The 16116-nt window shown below is 69.4% G+C and carries 15 protein-coding genes; 12 read left to right on the forward strand and 3 right to left on the reverse strand.

Features of this window, described 5'->3' with window-relative positions:
- The first annotated feature begins 178 nt into the window (after positions 1-178).
- The 8 genes from ACWD6R_RS03805 to ACWD6R_RS03840 all read left to right on the forward strand — a co-directional run bounded on the left by ACWD6R_RS03805 (position 179) and on the right by ACWD6R_RS03840 (position 8388).
- On the forward strand, positions 179-1165 hold the full coding sequence (locus ACWD6R_RS03805) for a S8 family serine peptidase (RefSeq protein ID WP_451817219.1): 987 nt from the start codon (positions 179-181) through the stop codon (positions 1163-1165).
- Between the two features lie 35 nt (positions 1166-1200).
- Entirely contained in the window at positions 1201-2115 is a 915-nt protein-coding gene (locus ACWD6R_RS03810; RefSeq protein WP_451817220.1) for a Kelch repeat-containing protein, read from the forward strand.
- Between the two features lie 427 nt (positions 2116-2542).
- Positions 2543-3301 carry a DeoR/GlpR family DNA-binding transcription regulator gene (locus ACWD6R_RS03815; RefSeq protein ID WP_451817221.1) on the forward strand — a complete coding sequence of 253 codons (759 nt, stop codon included), beginning with the start codon at positions 2543-2545 and terminating at the stop codon, positions 3299-3301.
- 312 nt (positions 3302-3613) lie between these two features.
- Positions 3614-4618 carry an alcohol dehydrogenase catalytic domain-containing protein gene (locus ACWD6R_RS03820; RefSeq protein ID WP_451817222.1) on the forward strand — a complete coding sequence of 335 codons (1005 nt, stop codon included), beginning with the start codon at positions 3614-3616 and terminating at the stop codon, positions 4616-4618.
- Positions 4615-5559, forward strand: coding sequence for an alpha/beta hydrolase (locus ACWD6R_RS03825; RefSeq protein WP_451817223.1), 945 nt, complete (start codon positions 4615-4617; stop codon positions 5557-5559). Before ACWD6R_RS03820 ends, ACWD6R_RS03825 begins: the two co-directional genes overlap by 4 nt.
- A gap of 29 nt (positions 5560-5588) precedes the next feature.
- The gene (locus ACWD6R_RS03830) at positions 5589-6584 is read left to right on the forward strand and encodes a sugar ABC transporter substrate-binding protein (RefSeq protein ID WP_451817224.1); all 996 of its coding nucleotides are present in this window, start codon (positions 5589-5591) and stop codon (positions 6582-6584) included.
- On the forward strand, positions 6584-7369 hold the full coding sequence (locus tag ACWD6R_RS03835) for an ATP-binding cassette domain-containing protein (protein WP_451817225.1): 786 nt from the start codon (positions 6584-6586) through the stop codon (positions 7367-7369). The genes ACWD6R_RS03830 and ACWD6R_RS03835 overlap by 1 nt, the downstream gene beginning before the upstream one ends.
- A 5-nt stretch (positions 7370-7374) precedes the next feature.
- Positions 7375-8388 (forward strand): ABC transporter permease, encoded by a 1014-nt coding sequence (locus ACWD6R_RS03840; RefSeq protein WP_451817226.1) that lies wholly within the window; start codon positions 7375-7377, stop codon positions 8386-8388.
- A 326-nt stretch (positions 8389-8714) separates the two neighbouring features.
- Here the strand turns inward: ACWD6R_RS03840 and ACWD6R_RS03845 are convergent, their stop codons facing one another.
- On the reverse strand, positions 8715-9263 hold the full coding sequence (locus tag ACWD6R_RS03845; RefSeq protein WP_451817227.1) for a TetR/AcrR family transcriptional regulator: 549 nt from the start codon (positions 9261-9263) through the stop codon (positions 8715-8717).
- A gap of 174 nt (positions 9264-9437) precedes the next feature.
- Between ACWD6R_RS03845 and ACWD6R_RS03850 the strand changes: the two genes are divergently transcribed.
- Together ACWD6R_RS03850 and ACWD6R_RS03855 are read left to right on the forward strand one after the other, a co-directional pair.
- Positions 9438-10451 (forward strand): zinc-binding dehydrogenase, encoded by a 1014-nt coding sequence (locus ACWD6R_RS03850; RefSeq protein ID WP_451817228.1) that lies wholly within the window; start codon positions 9438-9440, stop codon positions 10449-10451.
- 425 nt (positions 10452-10876) lie between these two features.
- Positions 10877-11776, forward strand: coding sequence for a transposase (locus ACWD6R_RS03855; RefSeq protein ID WP_451817229.1), 900 nt, complete (start codon positions 10877-10879; stop codon positions 11774-11776).
- 161 nt (positions 11777-11937) lie between these two features.
- On the opposite strand, the gene ACWD6R_RS03860 is transcribed toward ACWD6R_RS03855, so the two are convergent.
- The gene (locus tag ACWD6R_RS03860) at positions 11938-12621 is read right to left on the reverse strand and encodes a YoaK family protein (RefSeq protein ID WP_451817230.1); all 684 of its coding nucleotides are present in this window, start codon (positions 12619-12621) and stop codon (positions 11938-11940) included.
- 30 nt (positions 12622-12651) lie between these two features.
- On the opposite strand from ACWD6R_RS03860, the gene ACWD6R_RS03865 reads away from it, so the two are divergent.
- Complete coding sequence (locus ACWD6R_RS03865) at positions 12652-12930, forward strand: hypothetical protein (RefSeq protein ID WP_451817231.1); 279 nt, start codon at positions 12652-12654, stop codon at positions 12928-12930.
- A 365-nt stretch (positions 12931-13295) separates the two neighbouring features.
- Positions 13296-14270, forward strand: coding sequence for an alpha/beta fold hydrolase (locus tag ACWD6R_RS03870; protein ID WP_451817232.1), 975 nt, complete (start codon positions 13296-13298; stop codon positions 14268-14270).
- Between the two features lie 167 nt (positions 14271-14437).
- Here the strand turns inward: ACWD6R_RS03870 and ACWD6R_RS03875 are convergent, their stop codons facing one another.
- A complete protein-coding gene (locus ACWD6R_RS03875) occupies positions 14438-15640 on the reverse strand; it encodes an alpha/beta hydrolase (protein WP_451817354.1) in 1203 nt (400 codons plus the stop codon).
- Positions 15641-16116 lie beyond the last annotated feature (476 nt).

Here is a 16116-nt window from a genome sequence, read left to right on the forward strand (position 1 = left end):
AGTCCAAGCACACCTGCTCGAACTCCTCGGCATCGACGAAACCCGGCCCCGCTGGCTGGAGACCTAAAACCCCATGTGCGAAGTCACCGACTAGGGCATTTCGGCAACGCGGGAAGCGTGCGTGCCAGGGCGTGGCCGCCCGATATCCTCCAGGTAGTCCAGTCACGCGACCGCGTCGTTGGCCGCTACTTCCTCAACGAAACCGGACTCCGACGTACCTAACCCGAGCGGCGTCTGCGGCTCCCCCTCGCTCGCGCCGTGCGACAACGCCGGACACGGCACCCACACCATCGGCACCATGACCGGCGGCCTGGCCGGCGGCGCCCGTATCGGTGTCGCCCCGGACGCCAAGTGGATCTCCGCCAAGGGCTGCGAGGGCGCGACGTGCTCCGAGTCCGCGCTGCTCGCCGCCGCGCAGTGGATGCTCGCCCCCACGGACCTGGCCGGCAACAATCCGCGCCCCGAGCTGCGGCCCGACATCATCAACAACTCCTGGGGAAGCGACAACGGCATCGCCGTCGAGGACTGGTACCAGGACTCCGTGCAGGCCTGGATCGCCGCCGGCATGTTCCCCGTGTCCTCCAACGGCAACTCCGGACCCGCCTGCAACACCGAAGGCAGCCCCGGCGATTACACCACCTCCTACGCCCTCGGCGCCTTCGACTCCAAGGGCGTCATCGCCTCCTTCTCCTCCCGCGGCCAGGGCGAGAACGGCGTGATCAAGCCCGACATCGCCGCGCCCGGCGTCAACATCCGCTCGGCCTACCCCGGCAACTCGTACGCGAATATGAGCGGCACCTCCATGGCGGCCCCGCACACCGCGGGGGCGGTCGCGCTGCTCTGGTCGGCGGCGCCCGCCCTGGCCGGGGACATCACCGCCACGCGTGAGCTGCTGGACTCCACCGCCGTCGATGTCGACGACACCAGCTGCGGTGGCACCGCGGACGACAACAACGTCTGGGGCGAGGGCAAGCTGGCCCGCAGGTCCGACCGCGACGGCAAGGCCGCCCTGTGGCTGCCCGTCGACGGACAGAGCGACTGGATCACCGTCATCGCGTCCAAGGACGGCCTCAGCTCGGCCACCGACGTGGCCACCGTCAAGCGGTCCGGGTCCGCGCACGTCACGCTGACCCTCAGGCCGGCGGGCGGGTGCCCGGGACAGTGAGACCACCCCACGACGCACACAGCAGGGAGTTTCCCATGCGCCGCAGACCCCTCCTCGGCATCTCGGCGGCGGCCGTCGTACTCGCCGCCGGGCTTGTCACCGGTGCCTCGGTCCAGGCCGACGAGACACCCGATATCACCGTCAGCACCTCGGAGTTGACGGCCACCGCGGAGCTGGGCGGCTCCGCCGAGGCCGCCCTGACCTTCGCCAACCACGGGACACAGGTCCGCAAGGTGATCCTCGGCGAGGCCGCCGGCGACTTCACCAGCCAGCGGGCGGGCGCCGCCCGCAAGGACGTGAAGGGCGCCGCGAACCCGCACCGCCTCACCGCCGACGCCGGCCGGGACGACGGGGGCGACGGGGGCGACAACAAAGGAACGCAGGCTCAACTCGCCGAAGCGCCCTGGGAATCGATCACTGTTCACCCCGAACCCATCATGGACAACCTGGTGTCCGTGGGACCGGGCGGAAAGCTCTACTCGGCGGGCGGCGTCAGCGACTCCACCATGCTGTCGACCATGCGCACCTACGACCCCGTCAGCGGCGCCTGGGACACCGTCGCGCCGATGAGCACGGTCCGTGAGAAGCCCACCGGGGGGTTCGTCGACGGCAAGCTGTATGTCACCGGCGGCTGGGCCAACTCCGGTGACCCCATCGAGACCACCGAGGTCTACGACCCGCAGCAGGACACCTGGAGCGAGGCCGCGGCCAACCCCGAACCGCTGGCCGCCGCCGCACCCGCCGTACTCGACGGCAGGCTGTACGCCATCGGCGGCTGCGACAGCAGCGTCTGCGGACAGACCACCGTCCGGTCCTACGACCCGGCCGCCGACACCTGGAGCGTCCGCGCCCCTACCCGGAGCCGGTGTCCTGGACGTCCTGCGGCGCCATCGCGGGACGGCTTTACTGCGCGGGCGGCTTCACCGACGCGGGCGGGGCGCGGGCCGTGATGGCCGTTGCAGGTCCCGCGTTCGTCGATCATGCGCTGGAGTTTCGCTCGGTTCTCCCCGTACCAGGGCAGCTTCGCCGAGAGCTGCGGGCAGTCCCGGGAGGCGGTGGGGGCGGACGGTGCGGACGTGGCGGCGGCCGCAGGAGTGGTCAGGGTCGCAGCCGCCATGAGTGCGGCGGCTGCGGTCGAAGTCCACGCGAAAACATGTCTGTTACGCATGTGAGTGGACCGTACATCAACCTCCGGGACGTCAGTACCACCGGCTCCAACGCCTCGCCCGCCGGCCTCTTCGAACGCGTACTCTGCTTCACGGTGTTCCTCCCCGGGAGACTCACCAGTCCTAACTGGTGCTCCCTGGCCGGGGGTTACACCACTCTCACCGTACAGACCCTCTTCCCGATCATGGTGGTTGTTTCTAGGCTCGCCGCATGGAGCCCATGGACCGTCAGCGGAGCATCCTCGAACTCGCACGCGCTGAGGGGAAGGTCTTCGTCTCGGACCTGGCGGCGAGGCTCGGTGTGTCAGTGGAGACCGTTCGGCGTGACTTGTCGGTGCTCGAGGCCAACGGCTTCGTCCGGCGGTCGTACGGGCAGGCTTACCCCGTCGAGACGGCGGGGTACGAGTCCAGCCTCCCGACCCGCGAGGTCGCGCACTCCGGGGAGAAGGAGCGGATTGCCGCCGAGGCGGTCCGGCACGTCGGTGGTGCCGAAACAATCTTCATCGACGAGGGATACACGCCCCAGCTCATCGCCCGGGCACTGCCTGAGCGTCGGCTGCGCGTGGTCACGGCGTCACTGCCGATCGCCTCGCTGCTCGGCGGCCGCGACGCTGTGACGGTCTACGTCCTGGGCGGCAGGGTCCGTGGCAACACGCTCGGCACTGTCGACTACTGGGCGACGGAGATGCTCAGCCAGTTCGTGATCGATCTCGCCTTCGTCGGGGCGAACGCGATATCGCGCGAGCACGGGCTCACTACGCCCGATCCGGCCGTCGCGGAGGTGAAGGCCACCGCGATACGGGTTTCCAAGCGTCGCATCTTCACCGGGGTCAGCTCCAAGTTCGGCGCGTCGAGCTTCTGCCGGTTCGCCGAGGTCACCGACTTCGACGCGATCATCAGCGATCGGCGGCTCTCGGCTTCCGAGGCTCAGCGGCTCGCAGCCCTGGGTCCGGTCGTCGCTCGAGTGTGAATCGGTCACACATCGGGCGCCTGAGCTTCCGGATCGGGCGTGTTCCTGGCCCACTGTGACCGATCCGGGCGTGGCTCTCGCGGGCCTGCAGAGCATTAATCAGGTAGCCCTGAGGGTTAAATGTACAGGTCAATGTGCCCTCAGCTCGCATCTCGTTCTTCTGCCGCCCCCCGAAAGCCCCGTGTGACCAATGCTTTTGAATCGGTCATGCGATCCGGCATATCCGGCATTGCTTACTTCGTGTCCAACGCACACGATGTTCAGGCCCAAGTAACCCTGAGCAGCGTCTTGGACACATGAAGCGAGCAGCCCATGCACGCAGTCGTCATCGATCGACCCGGCGCCGTCGATGTCCGGAAGGTGCCCGACCCCACACCCGGCGAAGGCGATCTCGTCGTCGCCGTTCGCGGCGCCGGTATCTGTGGGACCGACATCCACCTCATCGACGGCGAGTTGCCCTACGCCCGGTTCCCGCTGATCCCCGGCCACGAGTTCTACGGTGAGGTCGTCGCCGTGGGGCGCGGCGTCGACGACTCGCGGGTTGGTTCCCTCGTCGCCGTCGACCCGAACATCCCTTGCCACGCCTGCACCGAGTGCCGGCGCGGTCGAAGCAACCTGTGCCTGAACTACGAGGCCCTCGGTATTACTACGGACGGTGCCACCGCCGAACTGGTTCGCGTGCCCGCGCCGCTCGCCTACGACCTGCCCGCCGACATCTCGCATGCCGGAGCGCTGCTCATCGAGCCGTTGTCGTGCGCGATCCACGGGTTCGACGTGTTGCCCCGCAACCTCGGCGACCGTTACCTCGTCTACGGAGCCGGCACCATGGGACTGCTGATGGGTCTACTTGCCGCAGACACCAGCCCCGAGCCGGTCCACATCGTCGAGCCGAACCCTGCCCGCCGAGCGCTCGCCGCGACGCTCGGCCTGATGCCAGTCGCCGGCGCCGAGGAACTCGGCCCGGATGCCCGCTGGGAAACAGTCATCGACTGCACCGGCGTCGTCAGCGCTATCGAGGACGGGCTGACCCGCGTCCGACCGGGCGGCGTCTTCCAGTGCTTCGGCGTGGCCGAGTCCGAGGCGATCGTCAAGATCCGGCCCTTCGACATCTACCGCAACGAGATCTCCATCGTGGGCAGCATGGCCGTGCTCCACAGCTTCGACCGCGCCGTCCGGCTCGCCCAGGCCTGGGGCGAGCGGCTGGCCCCTCTCGTCTCCCACGAGCTGCCGCTTGAGCAGTACGCCGACGCCGACGCCGCGTTCCGCGCCGGCTCAGGACTCAAGATCGCCATTCGACCGAACGGAGCCGTCACGTGACCACGATCGACCCCCACGTGCAGGTTCTCATCGACCAGGCGCCGTTCGGCGTTCCCGCTGCCGGCCAGACCCCCGGTGATCTCCGCGCCCAGATGCGTACCGCCATCCGCACCTTCGAGGGCTCCAGATGCACTCCCGACCTGGTGGACCGCATCGAGGACCGTGTCGTCCAGGGCCAGAACGGCGAGATCCCGTTGCGGGTCTACTCCGCGAGCGACGCTGCGCCGAAGATGGTCATCGTGTACTTCCACGGCGGCGGTTTTGTCGCCGGAGACATTGACACCCACGACAAGATCACGCGCCGCCTGTCCGTCGCGACCGGCGCGGTGGTCGTGTCGGTGGACTACCGGCTGGCACCGGAGCACCCGTTCCCGGCGGGCTTCCAGGACAGCTACGACAGCCTGCTGTGGACGAGTGCGAACTATCCCGACGTGCCGCTGCTCGTCGCGGGCGACAGCGCCGGCGGAACTCTCGCGGCGTGTGTGGCTCTGCGCGCCCGCGACGAGGACGGTCCGGCACTCGCCGGCCAGGTGCTCATCTACCCCGCGATCGACGACGACGTCGACACCGAGACGATGCGCGCGTACTCCACGGGGTTCATGCTGACCCGCGAGGACATGGTGGCGTACGACGACTGGTACCTCAGCCGCAAGGAGGACCGCGCCGACCCCTACGCGATGCCTGGGTTCGCCACGTCCCTTGAGGGCCTCCCGCCAGCCGTGATCGCGACCGCCGGCTTCGATCCGCTCCGCTCGGCGGAGGAGGAGTACGCCGAGCGGCTGCGGCAGGCGGGCGTCCGGGTCATGCTGCAAAGCCACCCCACGCTGATCCACGGGTGGGTCGACTACTTCCCGGTTGTCCCCGCTGCCCAGCGCGCCGTCGACGAGCTGGTCGGCGCTGTCCGCGAGCTTATCGACCCCGCCACCACCACCACGGCATGAGCCGCGTTCGCCATCTCGGAGGAAACCACATGTCAAACACTCCCGCTCCCCTCCGTCGTGTGCGCGTCATCAATGCGCTCTCGATGTCCCTGCTGCTCGTTGGTGGACTCGCCGCTTGCTCCACCGAGGATTCGGCCGCCGGCGGCTCGGCGTCCTCCCATGGCGCCGGCGCGTTGACGATCCAGTTCGTCAACCCGCTGCCCAACTTCCCCGCGTGGCGCAGGATCGGCGACTGCATGAAGGACGAGGCGCACAAGCGCGGCGTCGAGTACACGGAGAGCGGACCGACCGGGCAGGCGCTGGACGCGAACGCGATGATCGGGCAGATCCAGCAGGCGACCGCCAACAAGAAGGGCGCGATCGTCACCTTCCCCGCCAGCACCGCCTTCGCGGCGGTCCTCAAGCAGGCCCAGGCCGATCACATCATCACCGGCACGTTCTACGGTTCCAGCGGGGCGAACAGCGGCGCCGACCTCAACGCCGGTCCGAACTGGACCACGATGGGTGAGAACATGGTCAACGCTGTGGCGGCGCTGCCTGGCAAACACGTCTTCGGCCTGGTGGCGGCCGCTGACACCGGAGTTGGGAAAGCCTGGCTTGACGGGATGAAAGCTGCTGCCAAGAAGACCAACAACGTGACGATCGCGGGCGAGGTCTACACCGGGGACGACGCCGGGCAGGCGCTCCCCCAGGTCAATGCCCTCCTGTCGGCGCACCCCGACATCACCGAGATCGCGAGCCACATGGGCACGACCACTCCGGGGGCCGTGTCGGCCATCAAGTCCAAGGGACTCAAGGGCAAGACCTTCCTGCTCGCCGCCGGCCACGACAACGGGGGCACCGAGGCGTTGAAGGACGGTGAAGCCAACCTCATGTACCTGCAGGACGTCTGCACGCCCGCCAAGGGCATGGTCGACGGCGTCCTGGACGTCCACAAGGGCAAGCCCGCGCCCACCGTCCCATTGCCCATCAAGGTGGTCGGCAAGGACGACTACCAGAGCTACCTCGACAAGGGGTGGAACTGATGAACACCGCCCCGGCCCTCCGGCTGCGCGGAGTGCGAAAGTACTTCGGCTCCGTCTCAGCCCTCGAAAACGTCCGTCTCGACGCGTACGCCGGCGAAGTCCATGCCATCGTCGGAGACAACGGCGCAGGCAAGTCCACGACCATCAAGATCGTCACGGGCATCCACCGGCCTGACGAGGGCGAGGTGGTCGTCAACGGCGAGGAATTCGGCCACGTCCGCTCCGCGGCCGACGCGAAGGACCACGGCATCGCCGTCGTCTATCAGGATCTCGCGCTCGTCGAGTGCCTCGACATCGCGCACAACCTGGCGCTGGGCAACCTGCCGCGCAAGCTGGGCGTCGTGCTGGACCGACGGCGCATGGAACGCGAAGCCGCGCAGGTGCTGAAGGACCTGAAGGTCCGCGTGGGCAACGTGCGCACGCCGGTCGGCCTGCTCTCGGGCGGCCAGCGCCAGGTCGTCGCGATCGCACGTGCCGTTCGCATGGACAAGCCGATCATCCTCCTGGACGAACCGACCGCGGCACTCGGCGTCCAGGAGACCGCACACGTCGGCGAGATCATCGCCGAGCTCCGGGCATCGGGGAAGGCGGTCGTCATCGTCAGCCACGACCTCGACTTCGTCTTCTCGCACGCGGACCGAGTGACCGTACTCCGCCTCGGCCGGACGGTCGGCACCCGGCGGGTCGCCGAGGTACCTCGCGAAGAGGTCATCGGCATGATCACCGGCGCCGTGCCGGCCGACCAGCCCGCAGACGATCCCGGCCACCACTTCGAGGAGGCGTGATGGCCTTGACCACATCAACAAACCCAACGACCCGCGAGCGCCACACCGACCACGGTGATCGAGAGAGCCTGCTGACCAAGATCCTCGTACGTCAGGAGACGACGCTCCTCCTGGTGATCCTCGCCGTCGGCGCTGTGGCGACGTCCCGCAACGGCCTCTTCCTGACCAACGCGAACCTGACCGAGGTCCTCCGCAACAGCGTGATCTACTTCGTGATGGCCTGCGGTGCAGCGCTCCTGATCATCGGAGGCGGCCTGGACTTCTCGGCCGGCGCCATCTTCACGCTCGGTGCGCTGGCGACGTGCAAACTGATGGTCAACGGGACCCCGTGGCCGTTGGCGGTGCTCATAGGGCTGGCGCTCTGCTGCGCGGTCGGTGTCGTGAACTTCGCGATCATCACCTACCTGCACGTACCTCCCATCATCGCGACGCTCGGCACGTCCTACATACTCACCGGCATCGACAACCTCGTGACCGGGGGCAACGACGTGCTGCCGTTGCCGACGGCATTCCAGAGGATCGGACAAGGGAGCATCGCCGGCATCCCGAACATCGTCCTCATCGCGATCGTGGTCGGTGTCGTGTTCTGGTTCCTGCTCGAGCACAGCCGGTTCGGAGTGAACGTCCGCGCCCTGGGCGGCAACCGGCAGGCCGCCGTGGGCAATGGCCTGCGGGTCTTCCGTCTCGACCTGGCGCTCTACGTAGTCGCAGCGGCCACGGCTGCGCTCGCCGGCATGCTCTACTCCGCGCGCGTTGGGGCCGGACAGGTCACCGCGGGCGGGACGTCCACCACTCTCATCGCGATCACCGCGGTCCTCATCGGCGGTGTCAGCCTGATGGGCGGCATGGGCAACATCCAAGGCGTCGCGATCGGCGCCGTCCTGCTCTCGCTCGTCGACAACGCGCTGGTGCTCTCGAAGATCCCTCCGCAGTACAACACCATCGTGGTCGGCGGGATCCTGGTCTGCGCCGTCGCGCTCGACTACCTACGGCGTTCCCGGATCTTCCGCAAGAGGTAGACAGGACGCCCGGCGCAGCGCACGAACCGCGACTGTGAACTCCGGCGGGATCCGCCTGAACCCGGGTCGGATGCCCGGCACCTTCCGCGTCAGGGGCAGCGGCAAGGACCTGCCTGCCAAAGACCTCATGGAGGGCTCCGCCATCGACCTCGGCGGGCTGCCCCAAGGCCGGCGCCGTGGTCCACAGGCTCGAATCCCTCAGTGCTCGCCGGAGCGCTCGCCACCACCCGGCCAGGTGCGCAGCCGCCTACGTCACGCGAGCTGTCCGCCGTTGAGCAGGTTGTCCCGCCGGGCACCTGAGGCCGGGGGCGTCCCCCGGGGCCGGGTCAGGGGCTGGCCGGGGGCCGCGGGAGCGCGCCGGTGAGAGCGAGGGTGACGAGTCGCGCGGCGAGGTCCTCGTCGAGCGGGGCGCCGCTGATGAGGGCGCGGGTGAACAGGGCGCCACTGATGGCCTCGATGACGAGGCCGGGGTCCGTGTCCGGTGCGAGTTCGCCGCGCTCAACGCCCCGGCGGACCATGACGGCGCCGCGTTCGAGGCGCTCGGTCCAGTAGGGGAGGCGGCGGTCCGGCAGGGTGTCGTCGCGTTCGGCGCTCAGCCGGAGCAGCGCCTTGCCCTGCGCCGTCGCGAGCAGCCGCGCCAGCGCGCCGAAGTAGGCGGCGAGGTCGTCGTGGACGTGTCCGGTGTCCGGCACGGGCATCGCCGCGTCGAGCTGTTCGGTCAGCGCTTCCACGATCAGGTTCTCGCGGGTCCCCCACCGCCGGTAGACGGAGGTCTCGTGGACGCCGGCGGCGCGGGCGACGGCACCGACGGTGGTACCGGCGAGCCCGTGTTCTGTCAGGACGTCCACGGTGGCGGCGAGGACGGCGGAGCGCATGCGGGCCCCTCGGCGGCGCAAGGGCGGTGCATTCTGGTCGGACGAGGCCATGGCCCAACCCTAACGCAGGATTACTTGCTTTACCCGGAGGGCGGGCGTACGTTTCTTTGCAAGGTGACTTGCGTTAAGGGGCCCGCGGCCCCGGGGTCGCCGCCGTGTCAAGGAGGCCATGTCATGGAGCAGATGCTCGCCGCCCGGCTGCACATCCCCAGCCACGCTCTGCGGATCGAGGAGGTGGCGAAGCCCGTACCCGGTCCCGGCCAGGTGCTCGTGAAGGTGGAGGCCGCGGGCGTCTGCCTGTCGGACGTCCACCTGATCGACGGCACCCTCACGCCGCTGCTGCTGCGCGGCGACACGGTCACCCTGGGCCACGAGGTGTCCGGCACCATCGCGGAAACCGGGCCGGATGTCACCCGCTGGACCCCGGGGCAGCGGGTCGTGCTGTACGCCGGCGAGGTCCGCGACGGCGTCACGTACACCCGTGGCGTGGACTACGACGGCGGCTGGGCCGAGTACGCGCTCTCCGCCGAGGACGCCCTCACCGAACTGCCCGCAGCCATCCCCTTCGACCAGGGCGCGATCATCCCGGACGCGGTCTCCACACCGTGGGGCGCGATCACCGTCACGGGTGCCGTGAAGCCCGCCGAGGCCGTCGGCGTCTGGGGCGTCGGCGGACTCGGCGTCCACGCCGTCCAGCTGCTGCGGGCCGTCGGCGCGTGCCCCGTCATCGCGGTCGACCCCAATCCCACCGCCCGCGAGCGCGCCCTCGCCCAGGGAGCGGACCTGGCGCTCGACCCCGCCGACCCGGCGCTGCGCGAGCGGATCGGCGAGGTGACCGGTGGGGCCGGTCTCGCCGCCGCCTTCGACTTCGCCGGCGTGCCGGCCGTCCGTGAGCAGGCGCTGTCGGTGCTCGCGCCCAAGGGCCGGCTGGTTCTCGTGGGCCTGACCGACAAGCCGCTGACCGTCGCCGATGGCACCCGCTTCAGCTACCTCCAGCAGCAGATCCTCGGCCACTACGGCTCCGACATGCCGGTCGCGCTGCCGCAGCTGCTGTCCCTGCTCCAGGGCGGCCGACTGGACTTCTCCGGGTCGATCAGCGGTGAACTCCCGCTGGCGAAGGCCGCCGAGGCGGTGGAGCGACTGGAGAACAAGACCGGCGAGCCGATCCGGTTGATCCTGCGTCCCTGACCGGGTGCCGCCGACGCGGGCCCGTGCCGTGGGACAGGGCTGGCTCGGTGCATCGCCCCGCCTCAACTGCAGTCACTCAGCGAGGATCAGCATGACCTGAGCCGTCCACTGCACCACAACAGCGCAGTACCTGACAGCGGTCCACCGGCCTCGAGGCCACAACAGCGCTGTCAGGCCGACGACAACAGCGGTCCAGAAGCAGCCGTAAATGGCCGTACTGGGGACGTGGGCGCAGTTACTGCCGTCCAACCCACTGCTACGGCAACTCGACCGGCCCCTGCTGCAATCGCTGGTCGGCCCGCGCCGGCGCATCCCCGACTTCCTGACGAGCCACCGGCCGGTCACTGAGGGCCGACGGCGTCGAACGCCGGGTGCCGCCCAGCGCGTGCCGTTGCCTCAAGCGCTCCACGCCAGGTGACAAATCGGTGTGCTGGGACGGCACGGCGCTGCGATCATGGAGCGGACACGGATCCGCAACCGATGAGGAATCGCTTCGGGGCAAGGCAGCCGACTCCCGCGGCGCCCCGAAATTCGCTGCCGAGGCCCTGGCCACCGCCGTCGAGGCCGGCTGCACCGGCCTGCGCGTCCTGCGCGTCCTGCGCGCGGACTCCCAGTTCTACAACGCCGGTGTGATCGCCGCCTGCCTCCGCAACGGCGCCCACTTCTCGATCACCACCGGCATGAACCCCTCCATCAAACGTGCCGTTCACGCCATCCCGGACAGGGCCTGGCAGCAGATCAGTTACCCCACCGCCGTGCCCGACCCCACCACCGGCGAGCTCATCTCGGACGCCGAAGTCGCCGAGATACCCGACTACACCGCGTTCGCGAGCCGCAAAAAGAGCGAGCGGGTCACGGCCCGGCTGATCGTGCGCCGTGTCCGTGACCTGGCCAAACCCGCGACCGTCGGCGAGCAGGGAGAACTCTTCCCCGTCTGGCGCTACCACCCCTTCTTCACCGACAACCCCGCCCCGACACTCCAGGCCGAGCGGGAACACCGCCACCACGCGGTCATCGAACAGGTCATCGCCGACAGCAAGAACTCCGCTCTGGCCCACCTGCCCTCCGGGCACTTCCAAGCCAACGCGGCCTGGCTGACCCTGTGGGCCATGACCTACAACCTGCTGCGGGCCGCAGGCGCGCTGACCTCCTCGTTCCACGCCAAAGCCACCACCGCGACCCTCCGGGCCCATCTGGTCCAGGTCCCGGCCCGAATCGCCAGATCCGCACGGCGCATCACCCTGCACCTGCCACACAACTGGCCCTGGCAGCACGCCTGGACACACTTGTTCGATACCGTCCACGGCCCACCCGCACAGGCCTGACCGCCCCTGACCACCCGGCCCGCCAGGGCCCGACCGGAACCGAAACCGTGGAAGAGCTGGGCAGACCAGCAGAAACAACCTGCCCATCCACGGCCACCAACCGAAACCAGCTCAGAAAACGAACAAGAGATCATCTTCAGAGCACGTCGGTGGATCGAGGCTTAGTGGGGCACAGGGCGCCGGAAAGACAGCGTGAGGGCTGCAGTCAGCAGCACCAAGGGCAGGGCCAGAGCAGCCGCCCGTGCGTGGGTGACAAGAAGCGCTCCCAACCCTGCCCCTGTCGGCAGCATCGCGATCACCGCAATGCTGTATCGCTCAACCTCTTTCTTGACGGCGAGTGCAACCAGCGCGCCGGTGAGAGCGCCAGTCATGTAGGTGGTCGAGAGATTCGGCGCGCCGGCGACACGGATCATGCCGCTCTGGCAGCCCATGCACACGACCATGGCCGCCAGGAGGGCCAGTTGGCTGATGCCGGCCGGCTTGCCGTCCAGAGCAGCCCAGGCCGTCAGCGCACCAGTCATGACGATCACCTCTGCGAGCAGTGCGATCCGGGCACCGCTCCATCGCGCGCGGCCCGGAAGGGAAGCAACCCGACTGCCGAGAAGCACGCCGCAGGTGTACCCGATGATCGCCAGTGCTGCGTGACCGGCCAGCAGCACGTTGTGCGTGGCGATGGCGAGACCGAACAGAGCAAGGTTTGCGGTCATCACGCTGGTGAACACACCGCCGAGCGTCATGAAGCTGATCGCGTCGACCGCTCCTGTCGCCATGGCCAAGAGCAGAACGGGAAAAGAGGACTTGAGGCTTCGTGGCTGAGCGAGCCACAGCTCGGGGGCCTGCGTCATGCATCGACTCCACATCGAGGTCGGATTCATGTGTGCACCGCAGAACGTCTGACACTGCACGGCAGGGTCGGCGCGGACGTCATCGGACTGTGCGACAGCAGCGGTCGCGGTGGCCGCTGTCGTAGCGGGCTGGGGGCGCAGTATCCCTACCTGCTGGGGACGCATGTGCCGATCGCGGACGCAGCCGCGCCGGACTCGACGCTCTGGGTTCTTGTCGGCGTCGCATGTGCTGCTGTGGTCCTGATCGTTCCTTCGCTGGTCCTTCTCTTCAGCATGTACGAGCGTGGGCGCCTGGGCACGCGCACGTGAACAGGACTCTCTGCCGTGCAGGGCACTGTGCTCCGACTGGGTCGCCGACATCGTTCCGCACGTGGCCTACGCGCTGGTCACCGTCGCCGTCGTCAGGGGGCTGGGACCTGACCCGGCCGATCACATCGGCGGGCGGGAGCCCAGGTGGCGAGCACGTCGGGCGGTAGGCCGAGCGCTTCCCTGAGTGCGGCGTTGACCGACAACCTGTGCTCCGCCCTGGGGAGCAGCTCCCGGCATGCCTGGCGAGGCCGGCCCTTCACTCCGATGCCTTGCCCCTTTCACCCGGTTGGACGGTGCCGCCGGGCCCGGCGGCACCGATGGGTGAACGCTGAGGTGCTGTTGACCTCAAGGGAAGCGAGAACGGGATGACCGCATGGGCGATCTCCGGCACACGGCGTCGCATACTGCGCGCACACGTCACCGTCGCCGGATGTGCACTGGCCCTGTGCTCGTCCGCGGCGGCTCCGGCTGCCGCGGAAGGCGACACGACCGTCACGAAACCCACCGTGGTCCTGGTGCACGGCGCGTTCGCGGACGGCTCCAGCTGGAACGGGGTCATTTCACGCCTCGAGCGCAGCGGCTACACCGTCATCGCGCCCGCCAACCCGCTGCGCGGCCTGTACAGCGACTCGACCTACATCGCCTCGGTACTGGACAGCATCAAGGGCCCGGTCGTGCTGGTGGGCCACTCCTACGGCGGCTCCGTGATCAGCTCGGCCGCGGCCGGCAACCCCAGGGTGAAGTCGCTCGTGTACGTGTCGGCGCTGATGCCCGACGTGGGCGAGAGCGGCATGTCGCTGGCCGCGCGGTTCCCCACTGAACTGGGCACCGCCACCAGGTCCGTCCCGTACCGGGAGAACGGCCGCAGCGGGACCGACCTGTACCTCAAGCGCGACAAGGTTCACCAGGTCTTCGCAGCCGACCTACCGGTGAGCGAGGCGAATCTGCTGGGGGCCACCCAGCGGCCCGCCGCTACGACCGCGTTCTCCGAGAAGGCCAAGGTCGCGGCCTGGAAGCACATCCCGTCCTGGACGCTCGTCGGCCGGCAGGACAAGACCATCAGCCCGGATCAGGAACGCTTCCAGGCGAAGCGCGCCGGTTCGCACACGGTGGAGATCAACTCCTCCCACGTGTCCTTGATCGCCCATCCCGCGGCGGTCGCCGACCTGATCCTTCAGGCGGCCGGAGCTCCCTCCTCCGCCCGGCCGTCCCGGGCGGTCGCCGGGTCCGCGAATGACGTCCGCGCCAAGGCCGCCCTCGCTGGTTTCGCGGGAGCGTCCCTGGCCGCCGGCGCAGGGGCCGTCCTCCTCGGCCGCCGGCTGCGACGCACCCGCCGCTGACGGCGGGCCGACACGGCGCACCCCTCACGCGTCCTCCTCTTCGGGGCCGACGAGCGGTAGCGCGCCGAGCCGAGCCCTGGCTCGGCTCGGCAGTTCAATCCAACAGTGCTGGATCTCCGTCGTCGCCGCGGCACTCACCGAGCTGACCGCCGCCCACGACGGCGTCCTCACCGCAGATGATCCACGCGCCGCACCCGGGCGCCCCGGTCCGGCTCGCCCCCATCGATCAGATGCGCCTCGCGGGAGCGACGCGGCCCGTGTACGGACGACAGTTCGGCCGTCAGCCAGCGGAAGACCTGCGGCACCTGGCGCTTCCACAGCCCGATGGTGTGCGGCCCGCTCGCCTCGGCCACCACCACCCGTGTCGGGGGCGCTGCCGCCCGCCGCAGCGCGAGGCCGTCGCGGTAGCCGTCGTTGCGCCCGCCCGAGAGGTAGAGCGCGACGCGCGGCGGGGTGGTGGCGTGGCGCAGAATCCACAGCGGGTTGTTGACCCGCCGCAGCTCCGGATCCCCGCCCGTGAGCGAGACCCGCTCGGCAGCCGGGTCGTTGTAGCCGGAGAGGCCCACGGCGGCCCGGTACCGGTCGGGGTGGGCGAGCGCCATCTTCACGGCGCAGTGTGCCCCGGCCGAGTACCCGGCCACCGCCCAGCCACGCGCACGCCTCTGCGCGCGGAAGGTGTCGGTGACCATCTGCCGGACGTCCACACTCAGCCAGGACTCGGCGTCCACGACACCCGGCACATTGGCGCACCCGGTGTCCTGGCCCGCCAGCAGATTGGTGCGCGGCTCCACGAGAATGAACGGGGCGATCTCCCCGCTCCGCATCCCGGCCTCCAGCTGCGACTGCACCCGCAGGCTGCTGAACCACGCCTTCGCCGATCCGGGGAAGCCGCCGAGGAGCTCGACCACGGGGAACTTCCGGTGCCGGAAGGCCGGTTGGTTGTACTGGGGAGGCAGCCATACGTACACCTCGCCGCGCACCCCCGACACCCGACCACTCAGCCGGGTGACGCGGACGCCCCGGCCCATCCGCGCGTCATGCGCCGGACTGAAGTCCTGGACGACCTTCGGCTCGTTCGCCGGTCGTTTGTGGTCCCCGAGTCCGTCGCGCCCGAGGTCCGGCGCGGCGACGATGTGGTGTCCGGTGCCGAGCAGGTCGGCCCAGCTGTCATACAGGCCGTTGGTGTTGTTGACCATCACGAAGACGCTCAGCACGGCCGACGCCTGCGCGAGGACGACCATCGCCAGGCGCGCCGCGCCGCGCACCGGGGCGGGGCCGCGTACCCGGCCCCACAGCAGCAGGGGCAGCAGCACGGTGACCACGGCCAGCGCGATCGTGGCCAGGAAGAAAGGTGTCCCCGTCAGGCTCATCACGCATGGGAGGATGCCGTACGCACTGCGCTGGTTACCCGCTTTTCCACCTTTTTACGTCGAACGCGAGAGATCGGGGAACGCCGTGTTGACGCCAGGAGCTGTCGGCCCGTGTCCTCCTGGCCCGGTCTCCCTGCGCGCGGGAGCACCGACGCGCCGGTGCGCTGCCGTCCCCGGACGAGTCGGCAGGCAGTGGCCCAGCGGGTCAGTTCGTGACGGTTCGAGAGCTGGGCTTGCGCAGGCCGGATGGCCCCGATGACGTTCTCGGCGGCGTCGGAGACCGCGGCGCGAGTACCCGGAAGGGGCGCACAGGTCCTGTCCCGGCCAGTGGCCGCACTGCTCGCCTGCGCCCTCGGCACCTGCATCGGCGTGCGCCCCACCGTCACGGCCGGTGCCGCCCTGCTCCGCTGGGGCCGTTCGTTCGGCACCAGGACCCGGATGCGGAAGACAACGAACGTCTGCGGAACGTCATCGGA

This window comes from Streptomyces sp. NPDC005151, from assembly GCF_053599875.1.